21 protein-coding genes are annotated in these 20,707 nt (G+C 54.4%); 7 read left to right on the top strand and 14 right to left on the bottom strand.

All coding sequences use genetic code 11. The features are described 5' to 3' along the window. The first annotated feature begins 147 nt into the window (after positions 1–147). Positions 148–684, top strand: a complete 537-nt coding sequence (hpt, locus tag ACXAF0_RS10080; RefSeq protein ID WP_475345734.1) for a hypoxanthine phosphoribosyltransferase — start codon at positions 148–150, stop codon at positions 682–684. A gap of 41 nt (positions 685–725) precedes the next feature. Here hpt and ACXAF0_RS10075 read toward each other — a convergent pair whose 3' ends face one another. The 4 genes from ACXAF0_RS10075 to ACXAF0_RS10060 form a co-directional block, all read right to left on the bottom strand. Beyond that, positions 726–1,217: a hypothetical protein gene (locus ACXAF0_RS10075; protein ID WP_475345732.1), complete on the bottom strand. Its 492-nt coding sequence runs from the start codon at positions 1,215–1,217 to the stop codon at positions 726–728. Continuing rightward, entirely contained in the window at positions 1,214–1,507 is a 294-nt protein-coding gene (locus ACXAF0_RS10070) for an ElaB/YgaM/YqjD family protein (RefSeq protein ID WP_475345731.1), read from the bottom strand. Before ACXAF0_RS10070 ends, ACXAF0_RS10075 begins: the two co-directional genes overlap by 4 nt. Before the next feature lie 208 nt (positions 1,508–1,715). Then, on the bottom strand, positions 1,716–2,882 hold the full coding sequence (pobA, locus tag ACXAF0_RS10065; protein WP_475345730.1) for a 4-hydroxybenzoate 3-monooxygenase: 1,167 nt from the start codon (positions 2,880–2,882) through the stop codon (positions 1,716–1,718). Positions 2,883–3,094: 212 nt separating this feature from the next. Further along, entirely contained in the window at positions 3,095–3,952 is an 858-nt protein-coding gene (locus tag ACXAF0_RS10060) for a hypothetical protein (protein WP_475345729.1), read from the bottom strand. Positions 3,953–4,243: 291 nt separating this feature from the next. On the opposite strand from ACXAF0_RS10060, the gene ACXAF0_RS10055 reads away from it, so the two are divergent. Both ACXAF0_RS10055 and ACXAF0_RS10050 read left to right on the top strand, forming a co-directional pair. Then, positions 4,244–5,074: an HAD-IIB family hydrolase gene (locus ACXAF0_RS10055; RefSeq protein ID WP_475345728.1), complete on the top strand. Its 831-nt coding sequence runs from the start codon at positions 4,244–4,246 to the stop codon at positions 5,072–5,074. Then, positions 5,067–6,296, top strand: coding sequence for a glycosyltransferase family protein (locus ACXAF0_RS10050; RefSeq protein ID WP_475345727.1), 1,230 nt, complete (start codon positions 5,067–5,069; stop codon positions 6,294–6,296). Before ACXAF0_RS10055 ends, ACXAF0_RS10050 begins: the two co-directional genes overlap by 8 nt. A gap of 18 nt (positions 6,297–6,314) precedes the next feature. On the opposite strand, the gene ACXAF0_RS10045 is transcribed toward ACXAF0_RS10050, so the two are convergent. The 5 genes from ACXAF0_RS10045 to ACXAF0_RS10025 form a co-directional block, all read right to left on the bottom strand. After that, on the bottom strand, positions 6,315–6,752 hold the full coding sequence (locus ACXAF0_RS10045; protein WP_475345726.1) for a PAS domain-containing protein: 438 nt from the start codon (positions 6,750–6,752) through the stop codon (positions 6,315–6,317). Between the two features lie 59 nt (positions 6,753–6,811). Continuing rightward, the gene (locus ACXAF0_RS10040; protein WP_475345725.1) at positions 6,812–7,084 is read right to left on the bottom strand and encodes a hypothetical protein; all 273 of its coding nucleotides are present in this window, start codon (positions 7,082–7,084) and stop codon (positions 6,812–6,814) included. 87 nt (positions 7,085–7,171) lie between these two features. After that, positions 7,172–7,642: a hypothetical protein gene (locus ACXAF0_RS10035; protein ID WP_475345724.1), complete on the bottom strand. Its 471-nt coding sequence runs from the start codon at positions 7,640–7,642 to the stop codon at positions 7,172–7,174. A 192-nt stretch (positions 7,643–7,834) separates the two neighbouring features. Further along, positions 7,835–9,649 carry an alpha-amylase family glycosyl hydrolase gene (locus tag ACXAF0_RS10030; protein ID WP_475345723.1) on the bottom strand — a complete coding sequence of 605 codons (1,815 nt, stop codon included), beginning with the start codon at positions 9,647–9,649 and terminating at the stop codon, positions 7,835–7,837. Positions 9,650–9,824: 175 nt separating this feature from the next. Next, positions 9,825–11,552: a thiamine pyrophosphate-requiring protein gene (locus ACXAF0_RS10025; RefSeq protein ID WP_475345722.1), complete on the bottom strand. Its 1,728-nt coding sequence runs from the start codon at positions 11,550–11,552 to the stop codon at positions 9,825–9,827. A 295-nt stretch (positions 11,553–11,847) separates the two neighbouring features. Here ACXAF0_RS10025 and ACXAF0_RS10020 point away from each other — a divergent pair, with 295 nt between their 5' ends. After that, complete coding sequence (locus ACXAF0_RS10020; protein ID WP_475345721.1) at positions 11,848–12,609, top strand: IclR family transcriptional regulator; 762 nt, start codon at positions 11,848–11,850, stop codon at positions 12,607–12,609. Positions 12,610–12,727: 118 nt separating this feature from the next. Continuing rightward, a complete protein-coding gene (locus tag ACXAF0_RS10015) occupies positions 12,728–12,937 on the top strand; it encodes a hypothetical protein (RefSeq protein WP_475345720.1) in 210 nt (69 codons plus the stop codon). A 265-nt stretch (positions 12,938–13,202) separates the two neighbouring features. On the opposite strand, the gene ACXAF0_RS10010 is transcribed toward ACXAF0_RS10015, so the two are convergent. From ACXAF0_RS10010 to ACXAF0_RS10000, 3 genes are all read right to left on the bottom strand, one after another. Further along, positions 13,203–14,897, bottom strand: coding sequence for a hypothetical protein (locus ACXAF0_RS10010; protein ID WP_475345719.1), 1,695 nt, complete (start codon positions 14,895–14,897; stop codon positions 13,203–13,205). 208 nt (positions 14,898–15,105) lie between these two features. After that, positions 15,106–16,095: an AraD1 family protein gene (araD1, locus tag ACXAF0_RS10005; RefSeq protein WP_475345718.1), complete on the bottom strand. Its 990-nt coding sequence runs from the start codon at positions 16,093–16,095 to the stop codon at positions 15,106–15,108. Positions 16,096–16,152: 57 nt separating this feature from the next. Further along, positions 16,153–16,926, bottom strand: coding sequence for an SDR family NAD(P)-dependent oxidoreductase (locus ACXAF0_RS10000; RefSeq protein ID WP_475345717.1), 774 nt, complete (start codon positions 16,924–16,926; stop codon positions 16,153–16,155). Positions 16,927–17,474: 548 nt separating this feature from the next. Between ACXAF0_RS10000 and ACXAF0_RS09995 the strand changes: the two genes are divergently transcribed. Next, a complete protein-coding gene (locus tag ACXAF0_RS09995) occupies positions 17,475–18,224 on the top strand; it encodes a FadR/GntR family transcriptional regulator (RefSeq protein ID WP_475345716.1) in 750 nt (249 codons plus the stop codon). 83 nt (positions 18,225–18,307) lie between these two features. Beyond that, a complete protein-coding gene (locus ACXAF0_RS09990; protein ID WP_475345715.1) occupies positions 18,308–18,646 on the top strand; it encodes a hypothetical protein in 339 nt (112 codons plus the stop codon). 77 nt (positions 18,647–18,723) lie between these two features. Here ACXAF0_RS09990 and yjfF read toward each other — a convergent pair whose 3' ends face one another. Together yjfF and ACXAF0_RS09980 are read right to left on the bottom strand one after the other, a co-directional pair. Further along, complete coding sequence (gene yjfF / locus ACXAF0_RS09985; RefSeq protein ID WP_475345714.1) at positions 18,724–19,701, bottom strand: galactofuranose ABC transporter, permease protein YjfF; 978 nt, start codon at positions 19,699–19,701, stop codon at positions 18,724–18,726. After that, positions 19,688–20,707, bottom strand: a complete 1,020-nt coding sequence (locus tag ACXAF0_RS09980; RefSeq protein WP_475345713.1) for an ABC transporter permease — start codon at positions 20,705–20,707, stop codon at positions 19,688–19,690. The genes yjfF and ACXAF0_RS09980 overlap by 14 nt, the downstream gene beginning before the upstream one ends.

The following is a 20,707-nucleotide window of genomic DNA, read 5'->3' as shown; positions in this document are numbered from 1 at the left end:
TCGCACCAAGCGGCTTCGCGGATGGCGCGATTTCGTGACCTTTGAGCTACGGGGTTATACTTCTGTTACCATTCACAGGCTGGTCATCGTGACCGGCTTATGCTAGCAAGCGAGATACCACCCCATAACGCTTCAGGATCGGAATTTATGGCCGACTATGATGTCAAGCCGCTGATAACGGCGGACGAAATTGCCACCAAAATCGATACGCTTGCCGCCGAGATCAATGAAAGCTTCAAGGACACAGAAAAGCTGATTGTCGTCGGGCTTCTGCGCGGCTCTTTTGTTTTCATCGCCGATCTGGTGCGCAAACTGACCGTCCCGGTCGAGGTCGATTTCATGGTCGCATCAAGCTATGGCGATTCCACGGAAAGCTCTCGCAATGTGCGCATCGTCAAGGATCTTGATGGCCAGATCCGTGGCAAGGACGTGGTGCTGGTCGAAGACATCATTGATACCGGCTACACACTTTCGGAAGTGGTCCGGCTTCTTAAAACCCGCGATCCGAACCGTCTGGAAATCTGCACGCTTTTGAACAAGCCGTCGCGCCGCGAAGTTGAAATCCCGATTGAATTCTGCGGCTTTGATATTCCCGATGAATTTGTTGTCGGCTATGGCATCGACTATGCCCAGAACAACCGGAACCTGCCCTTTATTGGCACGGTGCATTTCCACGGCGAATAAGCCAGGTCACATCAGAACACAAAAATGGCGGGGAGCTTTTGCTAGCCCGCCATTTTCTTTTCCGGATCATGGTCCGCCTGCCCGGTTTCCATCCGTCCTTTGGGCGGATCAAAAATACCAAGCGCGCCAAGATCGGTAATCATCTGGTCAAAGCCCGATTGCATGCGTGGCTTGTTGCCCTGCCCGGTCGCATATCCGGTCATGGCCGAATGCACCAGAAGATCAAGCAACATGTCATCTTCCGACTTGCGGGCCTGGGCGGCTTGTTCTTCGGTGCTCAGTTGATCGACAGCCTCACCGGGATCACGCTGCAACATGATGGCAAGCGCCACCAGCCCCAACGTCACCATCGTGCCGCCAATCGCCATCGCCGCTGCAATCGCCCCAAAGGACGCAGCAAGCGCCATATAAATCGCGGCCAGCAGGAACCCCGCCCCGATCAGCATCAAAACCGCGATTGCAGCAAAAGCCGCGCCCTTGCGGGCGGCGGCCTTTGCCTGATCGACGAGTATATCGGTCAGCTGATCGATCATTTCTGCAGCAGACGGCCAACAAGCAGGCCGACACCAAAGGTCACAGCAACAGAAGCCAGCGGGTTCTCACGAACCTGATCCACGGCCACACCGCGTGCATGGTCAATCTGCTCACGGGCCTGACCGGATACTTCGCGAATGCGTTCAGCCGCAGCCTGCGTCTTGGTCTCTGCCGTCTGGCCACCCATGGTTTTCAGGGTCTTGGTGATTTCGGCCAGATCGCTGCGCAGGGCATCGACATCTGCCTGAAGTTTTGCAGTATCGGCAGTCGTCTCGGTCTTGGTCGCCATGGTTTTCTCCTATTGTCTTGAAAACAGCAACACACAGGTAACGTGCTGACATGGCGAATGGTTCCCAAGGCAAATGTGATGATTTCGAGGTATCAGAAAAAAGAAACGGCCCGCGTGGGTTGCGGACCGTTTCATAACCTGCCGGATTTCTGCGCGGATATGGAGAGCGGCACTTCTCCGTCAGGGGTGGGTATCCCCGTTACGCCGATCAGTAAGGCAAACCGACGTAATTTTCCGACAGGGTTTTCAAACCTGCTTTTGACGACAGGATATATTCAAGTTCTGCATCGCGGATACGACCATCAAATTCCTTCTGGTCGCCAAAGGTATGCAGCATGGAGGTCATCCACCATGAGAACCGCTCTGCCTTCCAGACACGGGCCAGGGCCGTATCGGAATAGCTTGCCAGCAGGTCTTCCCGGTTGGATTTGTATTTCGCGATCAGGGCTTCGGAAAGGTAGTGCACGTCACTCGCCGCAAGATTAAGCCCCTTGGCCCCGGTCGGCGGCACGATATGGGCGGCATCACCGGCCAGGAACAGGCGGCCATGCTGCATCGGTTCGGCAACAAAGCTGCGCAGTGGGGCGATGCTTTTTTCAAACACTTCGCCTTCATTGACCAGTTCGGCGTCTTCCTCGCCAAGGCGGGTGCGAAGCTCGTTCCAGAAGCGATCATCAGACCAGTCTTCGATCTTGTCCGTGCTCGGTACCTGAACATAGTGGCGCACAACCTTGTCCGAGCGCATTGAACACAGGGCAAAGCCGCGATCATGCTTGGCATAGATCAGTTCATCGGCAACCGGTTTTGCATGGGCCAGAACGCCCAGCCAACCAAACGGATAGACCTTTTCAAACTCCTGCACACCCGGCAGGGTCTTGCGTCCGACACCATGGAAACCGTCACAGGCTGCAATATAATCACAGGTCAGCTCCAGCGCGTTGCCATCCTTGACATATCGAACACTTGGCGTCTCGCCATTAACATCATGCAGGCTGACATCCTCGGCCTCAAAGATAATTTCACCGCCGTGATCAAGACGCGCCTGGATCAGGTCCTTGGTGACCTCGGTCTGACCATAGATCATCACCGTCGATCCACCGGTCAGTTCTTCCATGTTCACATGGGTACGCTTGCCATTTACACTGATATAGATACCGCCATGAATGATGCCTTCCTTGTTCATGCGGGCATCGACGCCCACACGTTTCATCAGTTCGACAGATCCCATTTCCAGGACACCTGCACGAATGCGGCTTTCGACATAGTCTCGGCTTTTGCGTTCAAGAATAACGGAATCGATCCCCTGCACATGCAGAAGATGCGACAGCAACAGGCCGGCCGGGCCGGAGCCAATGATTACGACAGGGACATGCATGACGATTTCCTCACAAGATCACGGTTTTTGCTTCTGTTTTTGAATTGGAACAAGAACCATTCCATTGCGCAAAGAATACGCCTGTTGCGGTTAGGACAGAATGGACAAACCGGGACAATGATTGGACAAATCGAACACCTATCTGATTTTGGTTATATTTCGGAACCAATCTGGGATGATCAGTTACCGCTCAGCGAGAACTTCATTTCATCTCAATCTTTGACTGGCAATGCGACCATTTCATCTTGCAACGTCTGCCGTCCATCAGGCAGAATTGACCAAAGCTCGTATATGCCCTGTCCCTCTTCCGACGACATGAACTCATCAAAGGCCTTTCTCAGTTTCTGACCATCTGGATGATGTCGGGAAAAAAGGATAAACAGGTTACTGGTCGGCACAATGTCTGTTGTCGCGTAGGTTTTTGCAACATCGGCACCCAGCGTCTCTGTTAGATCAAACCATCCGGGTTCTTCGTCTTCGAAAAGAATATCAGCCCGGTCTGCATTCAGAAAACGCCAAGCCGATTCAGGATTGGCAACAACATCGACACCGACATCAAGCTTTTTAAATTCTTTTTCGTGCCAATAACTGGCAACCACCACCGGACGCAACCCCAGATCGGCAACGTCGCCAAAATCATTGATTTCCAATCCATCTGGAAAACGGGAAAGCTTATAAAATCCCTTGTGGTTTGAAGAGGCCACCGGGAACTCGGGAATATGAAATTCATCGCTTCTTTCGGATGTTTGCCACCACGGGAAGGTCGCAACATACTCTCCGCGGCGTGTCAATTCCATTGCGCGAGGCCATGACAGGAACTCGAACCGTGCGTCCAATCCCATAGCGCTGAAAATCTTGCTAATGCGACCCGAAATCGTACCGAATTCCAGGCGGCTTTCTGTTACCAGCGGGGGCCATTCGGCAACAGCAAAATGCACTTCGATACCGGAGCCGGAAGCTTTTGAAGGATCTGGTTGCGCAAGCGACGCTGTGATCGTCAAACAACTGACCGCAATCGATGTCAAAACGACAGAGGATCTCAAAAAATATGCTGTCTGTTTTGTTCCCATCGTTCTTTGGCCTCCTGCAAGGTTATAAAGAATGACACTTTGATGCGCCGAAAACAGGACTGTGTGATACGGCCTGAAGTAGCAAGCGATCCAGAGTTTGCTACAAAAACAATAAAAGTCCAAACTTGCACCGCGAAAACGGCAGAACTTCTTACATACTCCTCAACCCTCCCGCGGGACTAAAAAATTCATGCCGCGACCTGTCGATCCTTTACCAGCACTATGCTAAGTTATTTCTTTCGGCCCTGCACAATTAGGTCAAACCCCTTTAAAACTGCGACAAATGGGAAGATGCCTCACAGCCGCGCCATCGCCATTTTTACCGATCTTGACGGCACATTGCTTGATCATGACACCTATAGCTGGGTGGATGCCCGCCCGGCACTGGACCGCTTGAAGCTGCTTTCCATCCCCCTGATCGCGGTATCTTCAAAAACAGTCGCCGAACTTGAATATATCAATGAGACATCAGGCCTCTTTGACGGACTTATCGGTGAAAACGGCGGCGTAATCGCGCTTAACGGCAATGTCGAACAATATGGCCCGGCAACCGAAACGGTTGATCGCGCCCGCGAAAACATCCGGTCTGCTGTCGCTGTCCCCGTTGAAAGTTTCCGCACTGTCAGCCCGGAAGTCATTGCGGCAGAAACCGGTTTACCGCTTGAAGATGCAATACGCGCAGGCCAGCGATATTGCTCGGATCCGCTGATCTGGCAGCCTGCGGCGAAGGACATCGCACTTGCCCGCAAGATCGCGGAAAAGTCTGGCCTTACGCTCGTGAAAGGCGGAAGATTCCATACATTGTGCGGTACGTCGAGCAAGGGACAGGCGATGCGGCGTATGGTTGAACGTTTGACGATTACCTGGCTTGATGATGCATCCCAGCAGCGCTTCACGACAATCGCGCTCGGAGATTCTCCAAACGACATTCCGATGCTGGCCGAGGCCGACTACGCCGTACAAATTCCGTTAAAGCATGGAAAGCGCACGCGACCGCTGCTTGAGCACCCAAACCTGCGCATTGCGCCCGAGCCGGGCCCGTCGGGATGGAATGTGGCGGTCAATGAAATTCTGGATCAGATAATCAATACCAATAAAAACAGCGAGGTACTTCATGGCTGATTTCCATCAGGGTGGCCCGATTACAACCCTTCATCGCATTCTTGACCGCAACCCGGAAGAACTCGCCTATGAAATGAGCGCCTTCGCCCGCCAACGGCGTCAGACCCTGATCCTGCCCTGCCTGTATTCGGAACTCGAAACCCCGGCCATGACAACCATTGTCGAGGGGCTCAAACAGGCCACCTATATTGATCAGATTGTTGTCGGACTCGATCGTGCCGATGCGCAGCAATACCTCCATGCCCGCGAGTTTTTCAAGGACCTGCCGCAGCATGTTCGCATCCTGTGGAATGACGGCCCGCGCCTGCGCAACGTGCATGACCGGCTGGCTGATAACAACCTTGCCCGTTACGAGCCGGGCAAAGGCCGTAACGTCTGGTACTGCCTTGGTTATACACTGGCGTCTGGCCGCAGCTCGGTGATTGGCATTCATGATTGCGACATCGCGACATACACCCCGGACCTGCCGGCCAAGCTGATGTATCCGATCGCCAACCCGGCGTTCAACTTTGCCTTTGCCAAGGGCTATTACGCGCGCGTTGCCAATGGCACGCTCAAGGGCCGCGTGTGCCGCCTGTTTGTCACACCGTTGATCCGGGCACTGAAACAGGTCGTCGGCAAGACCGATTTCCTGAACTATCTTGATTGCTTCCGCTATGCGCTGTCCGGGGAAATGGCGATCCGCACAGATGTTGCCTATGGCCTGCGTGTGGCGTCCGACTGGGGCCTTGAAGTTTCCATGCTTTCGGAAATGTATCGTAACCATACGGTCCATCGTCTGGCCCAGGTTGATATCGCCGATATCTATGATCACAAGCACCGCGAATTCGACCCGGCGCAAAAGGATGACGGACTGTCACGCATGGCAAGTGACATCGCGAAATCGCTGTTCCGCAAACTCGCCACCCAGGGCACGGTCTTTACCCCGGAAACCTTCCGCACACTCAAGGCAACCTATTACCGCGTTGCACTTGATTTGATCGAGCAGTACCGCGCCGATGCTTTGTTTAACGGGCTCAAGATCAATCGTGACGAGGAAGAAAACTGCGTTGAAGTCCTGTCAGAAGTGATCATCAGTGCCGGTCAGCACTATCTTGAAAACCCGCTCGAAAGCCCGTTCATCCCAAGCTGGCAGCGTGTCGAAAGTGCGATGGGGGATATCTTTGAACAGCTCTCAAGTGCGGTCGAAGACGACCTTCATGACATGGAAATCGGTAAATAACCGGGGCTAGGCGCCGCCCTATTCTTCGATCGGGAAAATAGCAAGGAAGACCTGAAGAATGTCTTCCTTGCCCGGCTTTTGCAGCAAAACTGGCAACAGTAAGCGGATCGCGCTCTGCCAGTCCTTTTGGAACACCTGCAAATGATGAAGCTGTGGCTCGCCCGTCATTCGCAGAACGGTCATTGACGCATGCAGGCTGGTTGAAAACTGGCTGTCGAGTTCACGGGCAAATCCACCGCGCCAGTCCTCTCCGGTCAGGGCCGAGATATTTTCGCCTTCGATACGTATCTGAAAATCATCCTTCTCGGGAATATACTCAAAGATCGCGATATCTTCGATCCATGCCCTCAGATTGCCCGGACGAAAATCGCCACGCGTGGGCAATTGTCGCCCTGATGCATGTTTGTTCCAAAAGGCAAGCAACTCACGAGCTTTGGCTGGCACGTTATCGTCCAACTCATCTTGCGAGATTTCCTTTTCCTGAACGGCACTTGACTCCAACTCAAATCCCCCTGTTACACAGCATGCATTGGCGCACAGACGAACCGCCCGCCAATCACCTGACGGACAGGCATCTGAAAATGATTGGATGCTTGGGGCTGGTATTCGCAGATGCCGCTATCATCGTGCCAGAACCCCTGTCGCCCGGCGATCAGAACGGCACACGAGGACACGTTACCCATACGGCACGCGCCCGGCGCTTTGCGGCAAACATCGGCAAGCGCACGGATATGTCCGTCTCCACCCTTGGGCAAACGGGTCAATTCAATATCGGAGGTGTCGAACATTGGCGGTAAAACTCCCAAAACTCATTTCAGCATCCACTTGGGGACACTCACGCCAGAAACAAGCTTTGCGGATCAATTCGCCAATGATTATGCGCGATACAGAAAATGGGTAACAAAAACCTGCTTGATCACCTTCCCGGACCGATCCGTGGTCTGGACGGGCAACAGAATGCGCAGCCACTCTTCCCATACCGCACGCTGGTACCCGACACGCTGAAAGGCCGGCTTTCCGGTATCGATGACTTCAAGAAGCGTCGGATAAACGGTTGTCCCGAAATCAAGATCGATCTGACGCGGCGAACAGCCCTTGTAACATTCACCACTGGCCTCGATGAGGTTGGGCGCATCAATGCGAATAACGAAATCCCGGCTTTCAGGCAGATATTCATAAATGCAGATATCGTCGAGCCATCGCGACAAAACGTCTGCATTCAATCGCTTGCGCTCAGGCAATTGCCCATTGCGGGCCGCATCCCACCAGATTTCTACATATGCCCGAACACGGTGGTCGGTATCATCGGGCAAGTGTGGAATCCGAACTTCCTGCGCGTAAGCCATTGCGCGTCATGCCCCTGATCTCTTCAACTTTAAACCACCGTATACAAGGAAAATTCGCCGTTAGGCAACAGCGTATCAGCACATCATCGTCTCTTCACAATCGAATCATTGCAAGCAGCGCTGTAGCCAGCTGAACGGCGTGAACCCCAGCCTTGAAAATCACATCAAAAGCAGAAGTGGTCGGCTGAGCCCCTAAACCGGCATCGCATCACGGTAGCGTTGCAGAAGGCGGCTTTCGGTGCGGTTGCGGCCATCCATGTTCGATATCCAGACGATCTGATAGGGTGCGAGCTTCATCATGCCGTTATAATCCCCCACCACCTGCTGGGTGATCAGGTCCTGCCAGCCTTCGGTCATGATCAGGTTGATCTTGGACAGATCAAGGTCCTGCGGGTCTTCTGTTAAATTAAACACGCAGAAGATGCTTTGTTCATTCAGATGCGACTGCCGCCAGATGCCCAACAGGTTCTGGCCAAGATTAAGCGTATATTGCGTGGCATTCGGGTGGAAGGCCGGCTGTCCCTGACGGATCGACATCAGGGCACGTAACTGATCAAAGGCCGAGCGTGCCGGGCCTTCACGCGTCAGTGTTTCTTCCGCGTCATCCAGCTTCCAGATTTTGCGGTTCAGGCGCCGTGGAATGCCGGTTTCAGTATAAGCATCCTGATCATTTTCCGTTGCCAGAATGGTCTGAACATAAATTGCCGGAATGCCTTCAAGCGACATGGCGATCGCCTGGCTCATCACAAAGCGTTCCAGCCCCATGGTGGCTTCTCCGGCAAAGTTTTCAGCCAGCATGCTAAACAGCGTGACATTAAGCTCATAGGGCTTCTGTCCACCGCCCTTGAGCGCCCGGTAACTGACCTGCCCGCCCATCTTGACTGCATGATCGCGCAGGCCATCAATATCGTCATCCGGGATCAGGTTTTCGGCCGGGCGCAACCCGATGCCATCGTGGCTGGCGGTAAAGTTAAAGAACGTACAGCCCGCAGGTGCGGGTGGCATCGCCATGATGCATTTGCGGATATAGTCGCTCCGCCCGCTGAGCAACGCGTGAATGATCACCGGCGGCAGCGAGAAGTTATAAATCAGATGCGCTTCGTCCTGATTACCGAAATAGGACAGGTTTTCCAGAAGCGGCAAATTGGTTTCCGTAATAAACAGCACATCGGGATGCACGGCATTACAGGCCAGACGCATCGCCTTGATCAGTTTGTGGGTCTGTTCAAGATTGATCGACGTGCTGCCGACTTCTTTCCAGATAAAGCCAATCGCATCCAACCGAACCACCCGCACGCCATGCCTGAGGTAGTTCAGCACGACCTTGAGCATTTCGAAAAACACGTCCGGATTGCCGTAATCCAGATCGACCTGATCGTAGCTGAAGGTACACCAAACCTGCTTTTCGCCGTCCTTGGTCACCACGTGGTTGAGCAAGGCGTGACTACGCGGGCGCACAACATCGGACAGATCGTCTTCAAGACTTGCGGTCTTGATGTAATCAATGCCGGGTTTTTCGCCTGCCAGAAACTGCTGATACCACGGGTGGGATGCCGAAATATGGTTGGCCACCAGATCAGCCATCACGGTTGCGTGCTTTGCCAGATCCTCGACATCGCTCCAGTCGCCCAGTTCCGGGCGCAGCATATCAAAATCGCTGACCGAAAAGCCGTCATCAGACGTGAAGGGATGGAATGGCAGGATATGAATGCCTGTCAGCCAGTCTTTCAGCCATTTTCGATGAAATTCGCCCAGGCTTTGCAGGCCCTTTTTACCGTCCTGCTGAATGCTGTCGCCATAGGTGATCAGAAACGCATCGCGCTGATCCCATTTTCGCAGGTATTCCTCGCAGGGTTCCGGCCCATCGCCCTCGATCGGCAGGCCCAAAACCTCGAACACGCGACGCACCAGTTCGGCATGGTCGTGCCCGGGATACACATCCGCAAGGAGGTTGCGCATCGCGCTTGCAAACGCAATACGCCCCGAGGTTCCGACAACACGATCCATACTGGTTCCTTCCGGGCAGTCAATTCAAATGATTAAACTTATGAAACAATGAAATAATGAAACTGCCTGCGATGCAAGCAGGCATTTTGCGATGCCAAAATACAGGGCATCTGTTCAAAACGATGACGCCCGACAGGATACCGGGCGCCAGAGCTGCATTACAATCACAAAACGCTTAAGGCGCAATCGTTACTTCAACCAGCGCATGGGTGCGGTTGGTGTCGATATGATTGATCGCATCGCGCAGGATACCGGGCAAATCCTCTGCCCGTTTGGCCTTGGCGACCCAGGCACGGCTGGCCTCGGCGACCTTGGTGAAGTCCGGGCTTGGTTTGAGCGCGGTCAGCGGCATCTCATTGGTTTTGGCCGCATAGCCATCCGGGTACATGCCCGCCACCGACTGGCGCACTGCCCCCCATTCATTGTTGTTCAGCACCAAAATCAGGATAGGCAGCTCAAGTGCCTCGGCAATCTGATGGCAGGCTGTCGGGTTGGCAAACATGTAGGACCCGTCGCCCATGGTGGCGACGACCAGCCTTTCCTTGTCCGCCAGTTGATAGCCCATCGAGGCTGGGAAGGACCAACCAAGCCCGCCGGAATGCGGCTCCTGATACCAGCTGCTGTGTTCCGAAAGCGAAAGCGGCTCCAGCGGGCAGCCGAGTTCGGAAAATACCGTGGCAGCACGATCCGCAATCGCATCCGAAAGACAGCGCGAGACATAGGCCTTGGTCATCGGGTCCACCGCCCCGGCATCGGCCATGGACAGGGCCTTTTTGCGGGCTTTGGCATTGCTGGCAGCGATCTTTTCGCGGCGATCGACGCAGGTAGTTTTGTGGTCGGCATAACGGTGATCCATGACCTCAGAAAGCATCATGATCACGTCGCCGGTTTCACCAACAAGCGAGATATCGGCGGCAAAATTACGCCCCGGAAAGCGTGAATAAAGTGGGTTCTGCCCAATCTGAATGACTTTGCAGTCTTCGCGCAGATCATGGATATCGGGCGACCAGGGGGCAAGGCAATCCATCACCACCACCGCATCGGCATCCTTAAGCCAGGGTGCTGGATCCATGCCGGCAAACATCGGATGTTTTGTGCCAATGGCAAGCTGGATCGCCCAATATTGCACCACCGGAATGCCCCACTGATCGACCAGATCACCAAAGCGCCCGAAGGCCTCCGCCGTGCCTGTACCGCGCTGGGCGATGATCACCGGGTTCTTGGCATTGGCCAGAATGTCTGCGGCCTGCTCGACCGACGTTTGCGGCGGCGCCACGGGGACGGGGTGCATGCGAAGCGGCCCGTTGATCTCGTCCCCCGGGCAAGGCTCACACAGAACTTCGCGCGGCAGGCTGACATAGGTCGGCCCCTTGGGCACGGATGATGCGATGGCATAGGCGCGATCAACGACATCGGGCACCTGTTCGGGGAATTTAAGCTCATACTCCCATTTCGAACTTTCCCGCACCAATGCCGCCTGATCACGCATTTCCTGGCCCCAGCCAATCGGCACGGTACGTGCGCCCAGCCGCCCCTTTTCCATCACCGGGGTTCGGCCCGACATCAGAACGACCGGCACATGTTCGGTCGCGGCATTGATTGCCCCAATCGCACAGTTGGCAAGGCCGACATTGGTGTGCGCCATCACCGCCTGCGTCTTGCCGGTCGCAAGGTAATAGCCATGCGCCATGCCCATCGCGGCATTTTCGTGCGGCATGATCAACGCGTGCGGCAGGTCAATATCCTTTGCCGCGGCCTCGGCCAGGCCTTCGATGATCGGCGGGAAGTCGGTCCCGGAATTGGCAAAGATATAATCAATCCCGATCGCCTTCATGCGGGCCAGAACTGCCCCACCAGCGGTCAGGGTGATTTGACCGGAATTTTCCTGCTTGTCCTTTTTCATCAGACGCCTCTTGCTTTCCGGGAGCGTGCTGCACTTAATCTGTTCCATTTTGTTTGTTTTTGACGTGCCGTTTGGCAAGGCACAGCGTGCTGAGCGATGCGGCACATCGGTCAAACGCTGTAACGCTGCGAAACGCCGTCAAAAACAAACCCTGCGGGCCGGGACAGATTAAATGCAGCACACTCCTTTATTTCTATATTTAAAATATTATTTATAATATAGTTTATTATTGAAATCGGCTGCCCGTCAAGACAGGGCGGCAGCATATTTACTGTTTGCAGGGGAAAGTGATCCGATGACCAGCCAACTCAATGGTTCCGTTCTCAAGGCGTTCAAGATCCTTGATTTGTTTGCCGCCGGGCAAAGCGAACTGACCGCCAAGGAAACCGCTGATGCACTTGGCATCAACATGATTACCGCGCACCGGTTCCTGCACACGCTGGTTCATGCCGGGGCATTACGGGTGACATCGCGCGGCGTCTTTCGGTTGGGATATATGTTTGCCGATCTGGGCGAACGTGTTTTACAAGATGGCAACCTGCCCACCATCCTGCAGCCGATCCTTGATCAGCTCGCACGCGAAACCGGTGAAGCCTGCATGGCGACCGAATTTGATCGCGACATGGCCGTCTGCATTGCCAAGGCCCTGCCCGACCGGCCGCTTTATGTTGATATCCGGATTGGTTCGCGCCTTGATGCGTTTTGCACCGCCCATGGCAAATTGTGGCTCGCACACATGAATGCCGAGGGTCAGGATCGCTATTTCAAAACTGCCGACCTGAGCCGCATGAACGATCACACCATCACAGATGTCAAAACCCTAAAGGCTGAGCTCGCCGTCATCCGCGACCAGGGCTTTGCCAGCAACAATGGCGAGCGCGAACATGACATCTATGCCCTCGCCGTTCCGATCACCACCGCCCATGGCAAGATGATCTCGGCCCTGTCGATATTTGGCGCATCGCCCACAACCCTTGATCAGAACCGCGACAGGTTTTTGAACGAACTTCAGGCCGCAGCAAAGAACGCGCAACGTGCCCTTTACGGGGATGCGTAATCGATATGCCGGACGGCGCCAGGGGATTGCGCTGAGCCCAACCATCGTGCTTGTCGCGATCTGGGGGGTGGCATTTGGCGGCGTCCCCGTAGCATGGTCAACATAGATCACCCGCACTGTGCCTGATGAAGCAGAAAGCGGCGGCGGCCTTGTCGTTGCGGGCTTTCAGACCGCAATTACCAGCGGTGCCGTAATCGGCGGCCTTCTGTTTGACTTCGCCGGATCACTTGGCGTCTTTGGTGTCGGCGGCACCGTGCTTGTCGTCGCATCCCTTGTCGTGACCATGGCACTCCGTCCCCCCCCCCCGGTCGCCCGCGAACAGACCTGATCGCCCTTCGCGTCACCACCGCAAACACACCAAATAGCAAAACCAAGGGCAGCGGGTTGGTTCCGCTGCCCTTATCGCGTTCTACCGGCATCCATCTACCACAACGACCACCAACCCCGTCATTCCCACGCAGGTGGGAATCCATCCATCAAGGCGTGCGATCCATAACGCATCGCACCAAAGGCGGAGCCCCTATTTGGCATCCACCTCAGACAACGCACCTCCTTGAACACATAAAAAAGGGTTCTGCCCCCTTTTCCGCGAATTAGCAATCCGGCACTTCGATCTCGAACTTCCTTACTCGCAAACGATTGATTTCGTTTTCTTTTCCCACCTTCTGCAAGGCCTTTATGGCCTTTGTGGTGATACTCGGCAACCTATCGTCTTCACTGGCAACGTTCCGAAAGTAAGTCAAACCGTGAATAAGAAGTCGTAGCTGCTCCCCCTTTGCCGCCTTAATTGCGTTATAGAAATCGTCGGATGTGTGCTGGTCCAGAAAATCGAGATCACTATCATTCCAACCGTTCCGGCTGACTATGGATGTTCCCACATCCTCAAGTGTCCTGTTGTCTAAGAACTCGGCAGCTTTGCTCGCGAATGCGGCTTTAACATCATCATCTTCGACATTGTGAAGTGGCGACGACCGGTCTCCGCACCAGAATTCCTTTCCGTCACTTCGATTCTTAATGTAGTCAGCGATGATCTCCTTGGCATCGTCGCCATGACCGAGCTTCTTCAGGATAGCTATTGAAGATGACAAGTTTCTTGGACTAATCGCCGGAGCGTTCTCTGGAATAGATAGTTTTAGAGCTTCCACGAACTCCTCGCCATTATCATCGAAAGAATCATGGTAGATATCCCATGCTTTTGTGAAAGCTACGTCTTTGTCCCTGAGATCGAGCTGTGCGACTATTCGGTCAGCCTCTTGCTTGATAACCTCATCTGCGTAAACACCGGTGCGAATGCTATTCAAAACCACAAGGTCGAAATCGTCAGCTCTAAGAAATCCGTAGCGACGAAGAAGCTCAGCCTGCTGGATCTGCTCGGGGGTCTTTCCCTTCTTTTCACCAAAAAGGTCAGCATAAGGGCGGGGTTTCACGATCGCGTCCAACGGAGGAGCGTCCTCTGGCTGATTGAGGACGAACGCAAAAAGACACGCACTGTGGAAGGCTTGCCCTATAATCCGCTCGTCGTATCCAGTTAGCACTTCTTCAAGCCGCTCACATATCCGTAGAATTTTAAACACGGTGCGAAGGTTCGTTATCCCCAAAGTAGTCGCATGTTTTGCAACATGCTGGGTTCTTAACGTTGAGCGGTCCGGTATTGCTGCGTTAATTGCCTCCTCAGGGCTCGGGTTGTATTCGAGCTTTATGTCGATGATCTTTTCCAATTGGACGCGGAAATCTTCGTGATCCTGCCCTTTAAGAGCATCACTGTTCAGCAGTAGAACAACCTTGCAGTCTTTCTTCTCTTTAAGGAACGAAATCAGACCAAGAACGTCTTTGAGATTGAGGTTATCGCTTTTGCGCTCAAGATCGTCGAAACACACGATCTGGTCCCGGACATCAAGGAAACCGACCTCCATGAGACCGCCATAGTCGGCAATGACTGGAAGACCGCGAATGATGGCTGCCCCAGCCCTCCATTTAGAGGCGATTTGCTCCAGCCGCTCAGAAAAGCTACTGAAGTTGGCTTCCAGGCTCTTCTTCTCGCCAAAGGAAGCTGCACCAACGGTATGTTCAAATACCGACTTTCTGACATCACTGAGGGTTTCAAGTCCAAATAGGGAGACGTAAGCATACTTCCTTGGGATGATGGTATTGTTACCAAAAGCTTCTGTCACGAGGGCGTCCCAAGTGTAGGTCTTGCCGACACCCCATTTCCCCGTTAGACAGAGCGCCGATTTGTCCTCTGATTTTAAAAATCGTTTAATCTCATTCTTGATTAGTTCTGAACTCATCTAACCCTGCCCTTACTACTATGTAGCGTGTACGCTATTTCGCCCTGATTCCGCTGCCTTCCAAAAGGTACTTTAGCACAACACGAAACACCCCAACCCAAAACCCAAAGTAAAAAAAACAAAACCCCGACCCAATCACTTGAGCCGGGGGAAGTCGTGTCGTTTGGAGGTAGACGGGTGTTTTACACCCCTTGGGAGTTTCGAAAATTCAGATCGCCTTGATGGTCAGCGGACGTTCGACCTGCTTCATCATGCGGTTGCGGATCGGGCGGCCAAATGGCGCGGCTTCGATTTCGAACTCATCGCCATCCTGTGTGGTGATGCCATCAGCAAAGCTCAGCGTCGCAGTGCCAAAGAAATGCGCATGCACGTCGCCCGGACGGCGGAACAGGTCGTATTTGAAGTGGTGATATTCAAGATTGGCGATCGAGTGCGACATATTGTCTTCGCCGCTGACGAACGGCTTTTCCCAGATCACCTCGCCATCGCGATACAGGCGCGAGGTGCCCTCGACATGGCTTGGCAGATCGCCGAGTAGCAATTCCGGGCCCATCGAACAATGACGCAGCTTTGAATGCGCCAGATACAGGTAGTTCTGACGTTCCATCACATGATCGGAAAACTCGTTGCCAATGGCAAAACCGATGCGCACCGGGGTGCCGTCATGATCAATGACATAGATCGCGGCAATTTCCGGTTCCTCGCTGCCATCCAGGGCAAAGGACGGGCTTGGAATATCCGCCCCCGGATCGGCAACGATGGAGCCATCACCCTTATAAAACCATTCCGGCTGCACACCATGTTCGCCCGCCTTGGGCTTGCCGCCCTCAACCCCCATACGGAACATCTTCATGGAATCTGTTTCATTGGCGTCCTTGTTATCGGCCTTGTGCATGTTCGCGCGCGCCGAGGCGGAGCCAAGATGGGTCAACCCGGTGCCGGTCACCAGAAAATGCGCCGGATCGGCATGAGTGATCGGCGGCAAAAGACGCCCGTCACGCGCGACCTCGTTATAGTCGACCGTGATGTCGCCCATGCGGATTTTCGCCTTTTCGATCATCGTCATGCCCTTGGCAAGTGCGATGGTCGCAAGTTCGCGGGTGGTGGAAACCCCCTTGAGCGGGATCAGGGTGTTTTCGTCGTTGACCACGGCAACATGCTGTGCGCCGGCGGTGTCCTTGAATTGAACCAGTCTCATAAATTCTGTCCTGAACGGTCTTGGTTGTCTGTTCGAAATATGTGCGGTTGGCCGGTATCAGACCCAGCCACCATCAACGATAAAGTTCTGGGCGGTGACCATGCGGGCTTCATCGGAAATCAAAAACAGCGCCATGCGGGCAATATCGCCCGGCAGTACCTTGTTTTTCAGGCACTGGCGTTCATCGATTTCGCGTTCGGCCGCTTCATCGACCCAAAGGTCAAGCTGGCGCTGGGTCATGACCCATCCGGGCACAAGCGTATTGACCCGGATATGATCCTTACCCAGGTCACGCGCCATACCGCGCGTCAGACCATGGGTTGCGGCCTTTGCCGTGGTGTAGCCCGGCATGCCGCCCTGCCCCATCATCCAGCTGACAGAGCCGAAATTGATGATCGCGCCGCCGCCGGCCTTTTGCATCATGGGTGCGACCGCTTGGATGGAGAAGAAGGACGGGCGGATATTGATCGCCTGGCGTTCGTCCCAGTATTCCGGCGTCACGTCCTGCCATTTGTGGCGGGTGTCATTGGCGGCATTGTTCAGAAGCCCCGTAATTGGGCCATTGATTTCGGCTGCCTTGGCAACAGCTGCCTGCAGGGCAGCGATATCGGTCAGATCACATTTGATAAAGACCGGCGCATTGCGCGCATCCTTGGAAAGCTTTTCAACAAGCGCATTACCGGCATCTTCCATGATGTCGACAAAGGCGACCTTGGCCCCCTGTTCGACAAAGGCGGTCACCAGCGCCTCGCCAATGCCAGATGCCCCACCGGTGATGAATACCGATTTGTCTTCAAGGCTTGTATAGTGTGTCGGCATGCGATCAGACATGATCTTTTCATCTCCCGTCATGTGTTTTTTATACTGTCAGGCGCACAGAAACCCCATGTGCACCATCATGATTTCAACCCAAAATTGACAGAAAGTACACCCATTGCAAACGTTGCAGCGCGGTAGAACCAGTTATCCTGGAACCAACTTTTCCGACGCCCGCCCTTGCGATCCGGATCCGCCTAGCGTTCCGGGTGTTTGACCTCGCACGACGTCATGATGTTTCCTCCTGACAATTTTGTTTTTATTCTTCATACAATAACATTAATGATCAGGATGTCCGGACCTGTCAAGCGTCAAACAGGAAGTCTTTTCTTTCCGTGACAGCAAAGTTAGTTTATAAGTTCATGACATACGCAAATACCTTGGCATTGCAATTCTCCACCTCACCTGCCAAGGTTCAGCACCCTTCCAAATATATGCCTTCTGCGCAAATCCCTGATGGTGCCAGATAAGTTGCCCTGCGCATTAATTCATATTATATGAATAATAATAAAGCGGGCCTTTTGCCTTTTGCTTTCCAATCAGGGCCACGCCGGAGGGAATATATGTCGTCCACCATGTCGAGAACCTATGCCAAACGCAGCCTGCACAGCATTGTTGCGCACGACCTTGGCGCACGCATTGTGTCTGGCAAGCTGGTGCCGGGCGATGTCCTGCCGACAGAGGCGGCGTTAAGTGAATCCCTTGATGTCTCGCGCACGGCGCTTCGTGAAGCGATCAAGATACTGTCGGCCAAGGGCCTGATTGAATCCCGTCCGAAAACAGGCACGCGCGTCAAGCCGCGCTCAAGCTGGAACCTGCTGGACCCTGATGTCCTGTCCTGGCACTTCCCGGATCCGGACCCGGCATTCCTCTATGCCCTGTTTGAAACCCGCCTGATCATTGAGCCCAATACGGCTGCCATGGCCGCAGTCCGCGCCACCAAGGACGAAATCAAGGCGATCTCGGATGCCTATGACGCGATGGAAAATGCCGAACCGGGCACCGAGGCGGTCTATCTGACCGATCTGGACTTCCATCAGAAGATTCTCAACGCATCGGGCAATGATTTCATGAAATCATTCGGCATGCTGATTGAAACCGCCCTGATCGGGTCGTTCCGCCTGTCATCTGGCGGCCCGGCACCGCATGTACAATCCCTGCCCGATCATCAGGCCGTCTATGCCGCGATCAGCCATCGTGATCCGGAAGAAGCCCGCGCGACCATGCATAAATTGCTGCGCCGGACCATGCGCCAGTTGCGCCAGCAGCTTGGCATGTCGGTCGATCACGACTGGGATCAGATCGGGCTTTGATCCCGACCAGATCACAACACATACCCTGATACGTCGCAAAACCGGCCCTTTGGCCGGTTTTCTTCATTTCGAAGGAGTATGTTATGAAACACCTTATGACTTTGCTTGGTACACTGATTGCGCTTGCAGTCACCACCCAAACCGCGCAGGCAAACCTCAAGAAAGACTATTGCGCCAATCAGACCTATTACACAGACGCCGGTGCGAATGATGGCAGCACGTACCCGCACCTGCATTGCGGCAAGAACTTCCTGACCTATAGCAGCGGGTCAAACCACTACAACTTTGTTGTCGGTGATCAGCTTAAGACCGGCACGGCGGGCAGTGCATGCAGCAAGGCGGACGCGCAGTCCGCGGCCAACCTGAAAGCCAAGATTGCCGAAGTCTGCACGGATGAAGGCAAGACCTGTTCAGGCTGCTGATTTTCATGCACCTCAATAACGAAGGGCGGCCTTTGATGGCCGCCCTTTTATCAAAATTTTCGATCCTGCTTAGCGAATTATGTCGCCCCGGCCCGCATGCCCGAGAAGGACCGCGTGATCAGGCGTTGCAGGACGATAAAGCCAAACAGCAATGCCCCAATCATGATCTTGGTCCACCAGCTATTGAGCGACCCGTCAAAGGCAATCAATGTCTGGATCACGCCCATGATGATCCCGCCAAAGAACGTACCCATGACAAAGCCCATCCCGCCGGTCAGAAGCGTGCCACCAATTACGACCGCGGCAATCGCATCAAGCTCTACCCCGACCGCAGCCAGCGGATAGGCCGACGCGGTATAAAAGGCAAACACCACACCCGAAAGCGCACTGAAAAAGCCCGACAGGGTATAAACCCGGATGATCGTGCTATGGACCGGAATGCCCAGCAATTCGGCCGAATGTCGATCCCCGCCAATCGCGTAAACGTTCCGCCCGAACCGCGTGTAATGGGCAATCACCACCCCGCCAATCACGGTCGCCAGCATCAATAGTGCGGATGCGGTTAACCAGCCACGCCCGGGCAACGGCACCTTGAAACCGCTAAAGGCGGCGACAAACGGATGATCAATCGGGACGGAATCCAGATTGATCAAAAAGCACATGCCGCGCAGGAAGAACATCCCGGCCAGCGTGATGATAAAGGGCTGAATATCGAACTTGGCGATCATCACCCCCATTAAGGCGCCAAATGCCGATCCGACAATCAGGGAAATCAGGGCTGCCAACATCGGATGCATGCCAAACCCGGTGACGAGCTCAGCCATCAGCACCCCGATAAAGGCAATCATCGAGCCGACCGAAAGATCAATCCCGCCAGAGAGAATGACAAAGGTCATGCCGACAGCGGTGATGATCAAAAAGGCATTGTCGGTCAGAAGCGCGCCCAGAACATAGGTATCGGAAAAGGCGCGATGCTCAAAAATCCCGTAGCCATACAGCAGCACCAGAACGGCAATGGTGGCGAGGATCGGATAAAAGCGTTCATTGATTTTCATCGGATTTCCCCCGCTTCAAACGTTCCATCGCCTGCCCGACCAATTCACGGGATTTTGGCGCCTGCACCAGAAGAACAATCATCACCACAGCTGCCTTGACGATCAGGGTGTATTGCGACGGAAGCCCGGAGAGCAAAATGCCCGTCGTCAGCGCCTGAATGATCAGAACGCCAATCACGGTCATGCCAATAAAGAAGCGCCCGCCCATCAGCGATGCGCCGCCAATCACCACCGCCAGAATGGCATCGAGTTCAAGCCACAGTCCGGCATTGTTGGCATCCGCCCCGCGGATATCAGCGGCAATAATGATCCCGGCAAAGGCGGAACAAAGACCCGACGCGCCGTACGCCATCAGCTTGATGCCGCGCGCATCAATGCCCGCCACCCGGCTGGCGCGCGCATTGCCACCAACCGATTCAACAAACAGACCCAAGGCGGTCCGACGCATGATGAAATAGATTGCGGCAATTACGGCGGCGGCAATGATCACCCGCCAGGGAATACCCAGCAAATAGCCACTGCCAATCGCCTCAAAAAACTCCCCATGGAAAGTCACGATCTGCCCGCCTGTGATCATCTGGGCAATACCGCGCCCGGCCACCATCAGGATCAGGGTGGCAATGATCGGCTGAATATCAAGGAAGGCAACAAGCACGCCATTCCATAAGCCGCACAGGACCCCGGCCCCAAGGGCAGCCAGAATAATGACGGCGGGATGCAGGTCGGTATCGCGGATCAGAACCGCCATCACCGCCCCGGATATGGCGATGATCGAACCGACCGAAAGATCAATCCCGCGCGTGCCGATCACAATTGCCATACCGACCGCAACAAGGGCCGTGGATGCCCCGCGATGCACCACATCGACCAGCGATCCATAGAGATGCCCGTCGACAATGCGGATATTAAAGAAGTCAGGTGAAATCACCCCGATCCCCAACACGATCAAAATCAGTGCGGCGACCGGACCGAACCACGGCCGACTTATCAAAGAAGATGCAGACAT

Source organism: Thalassospira sp. ABD4_177 (assembly GCF_056160125.1).
The sequence above is the reverse complement of the archived record's forward strand: the minus strand, read 5'-3'. Positions and strand labels throughout refer to the sequence as shown.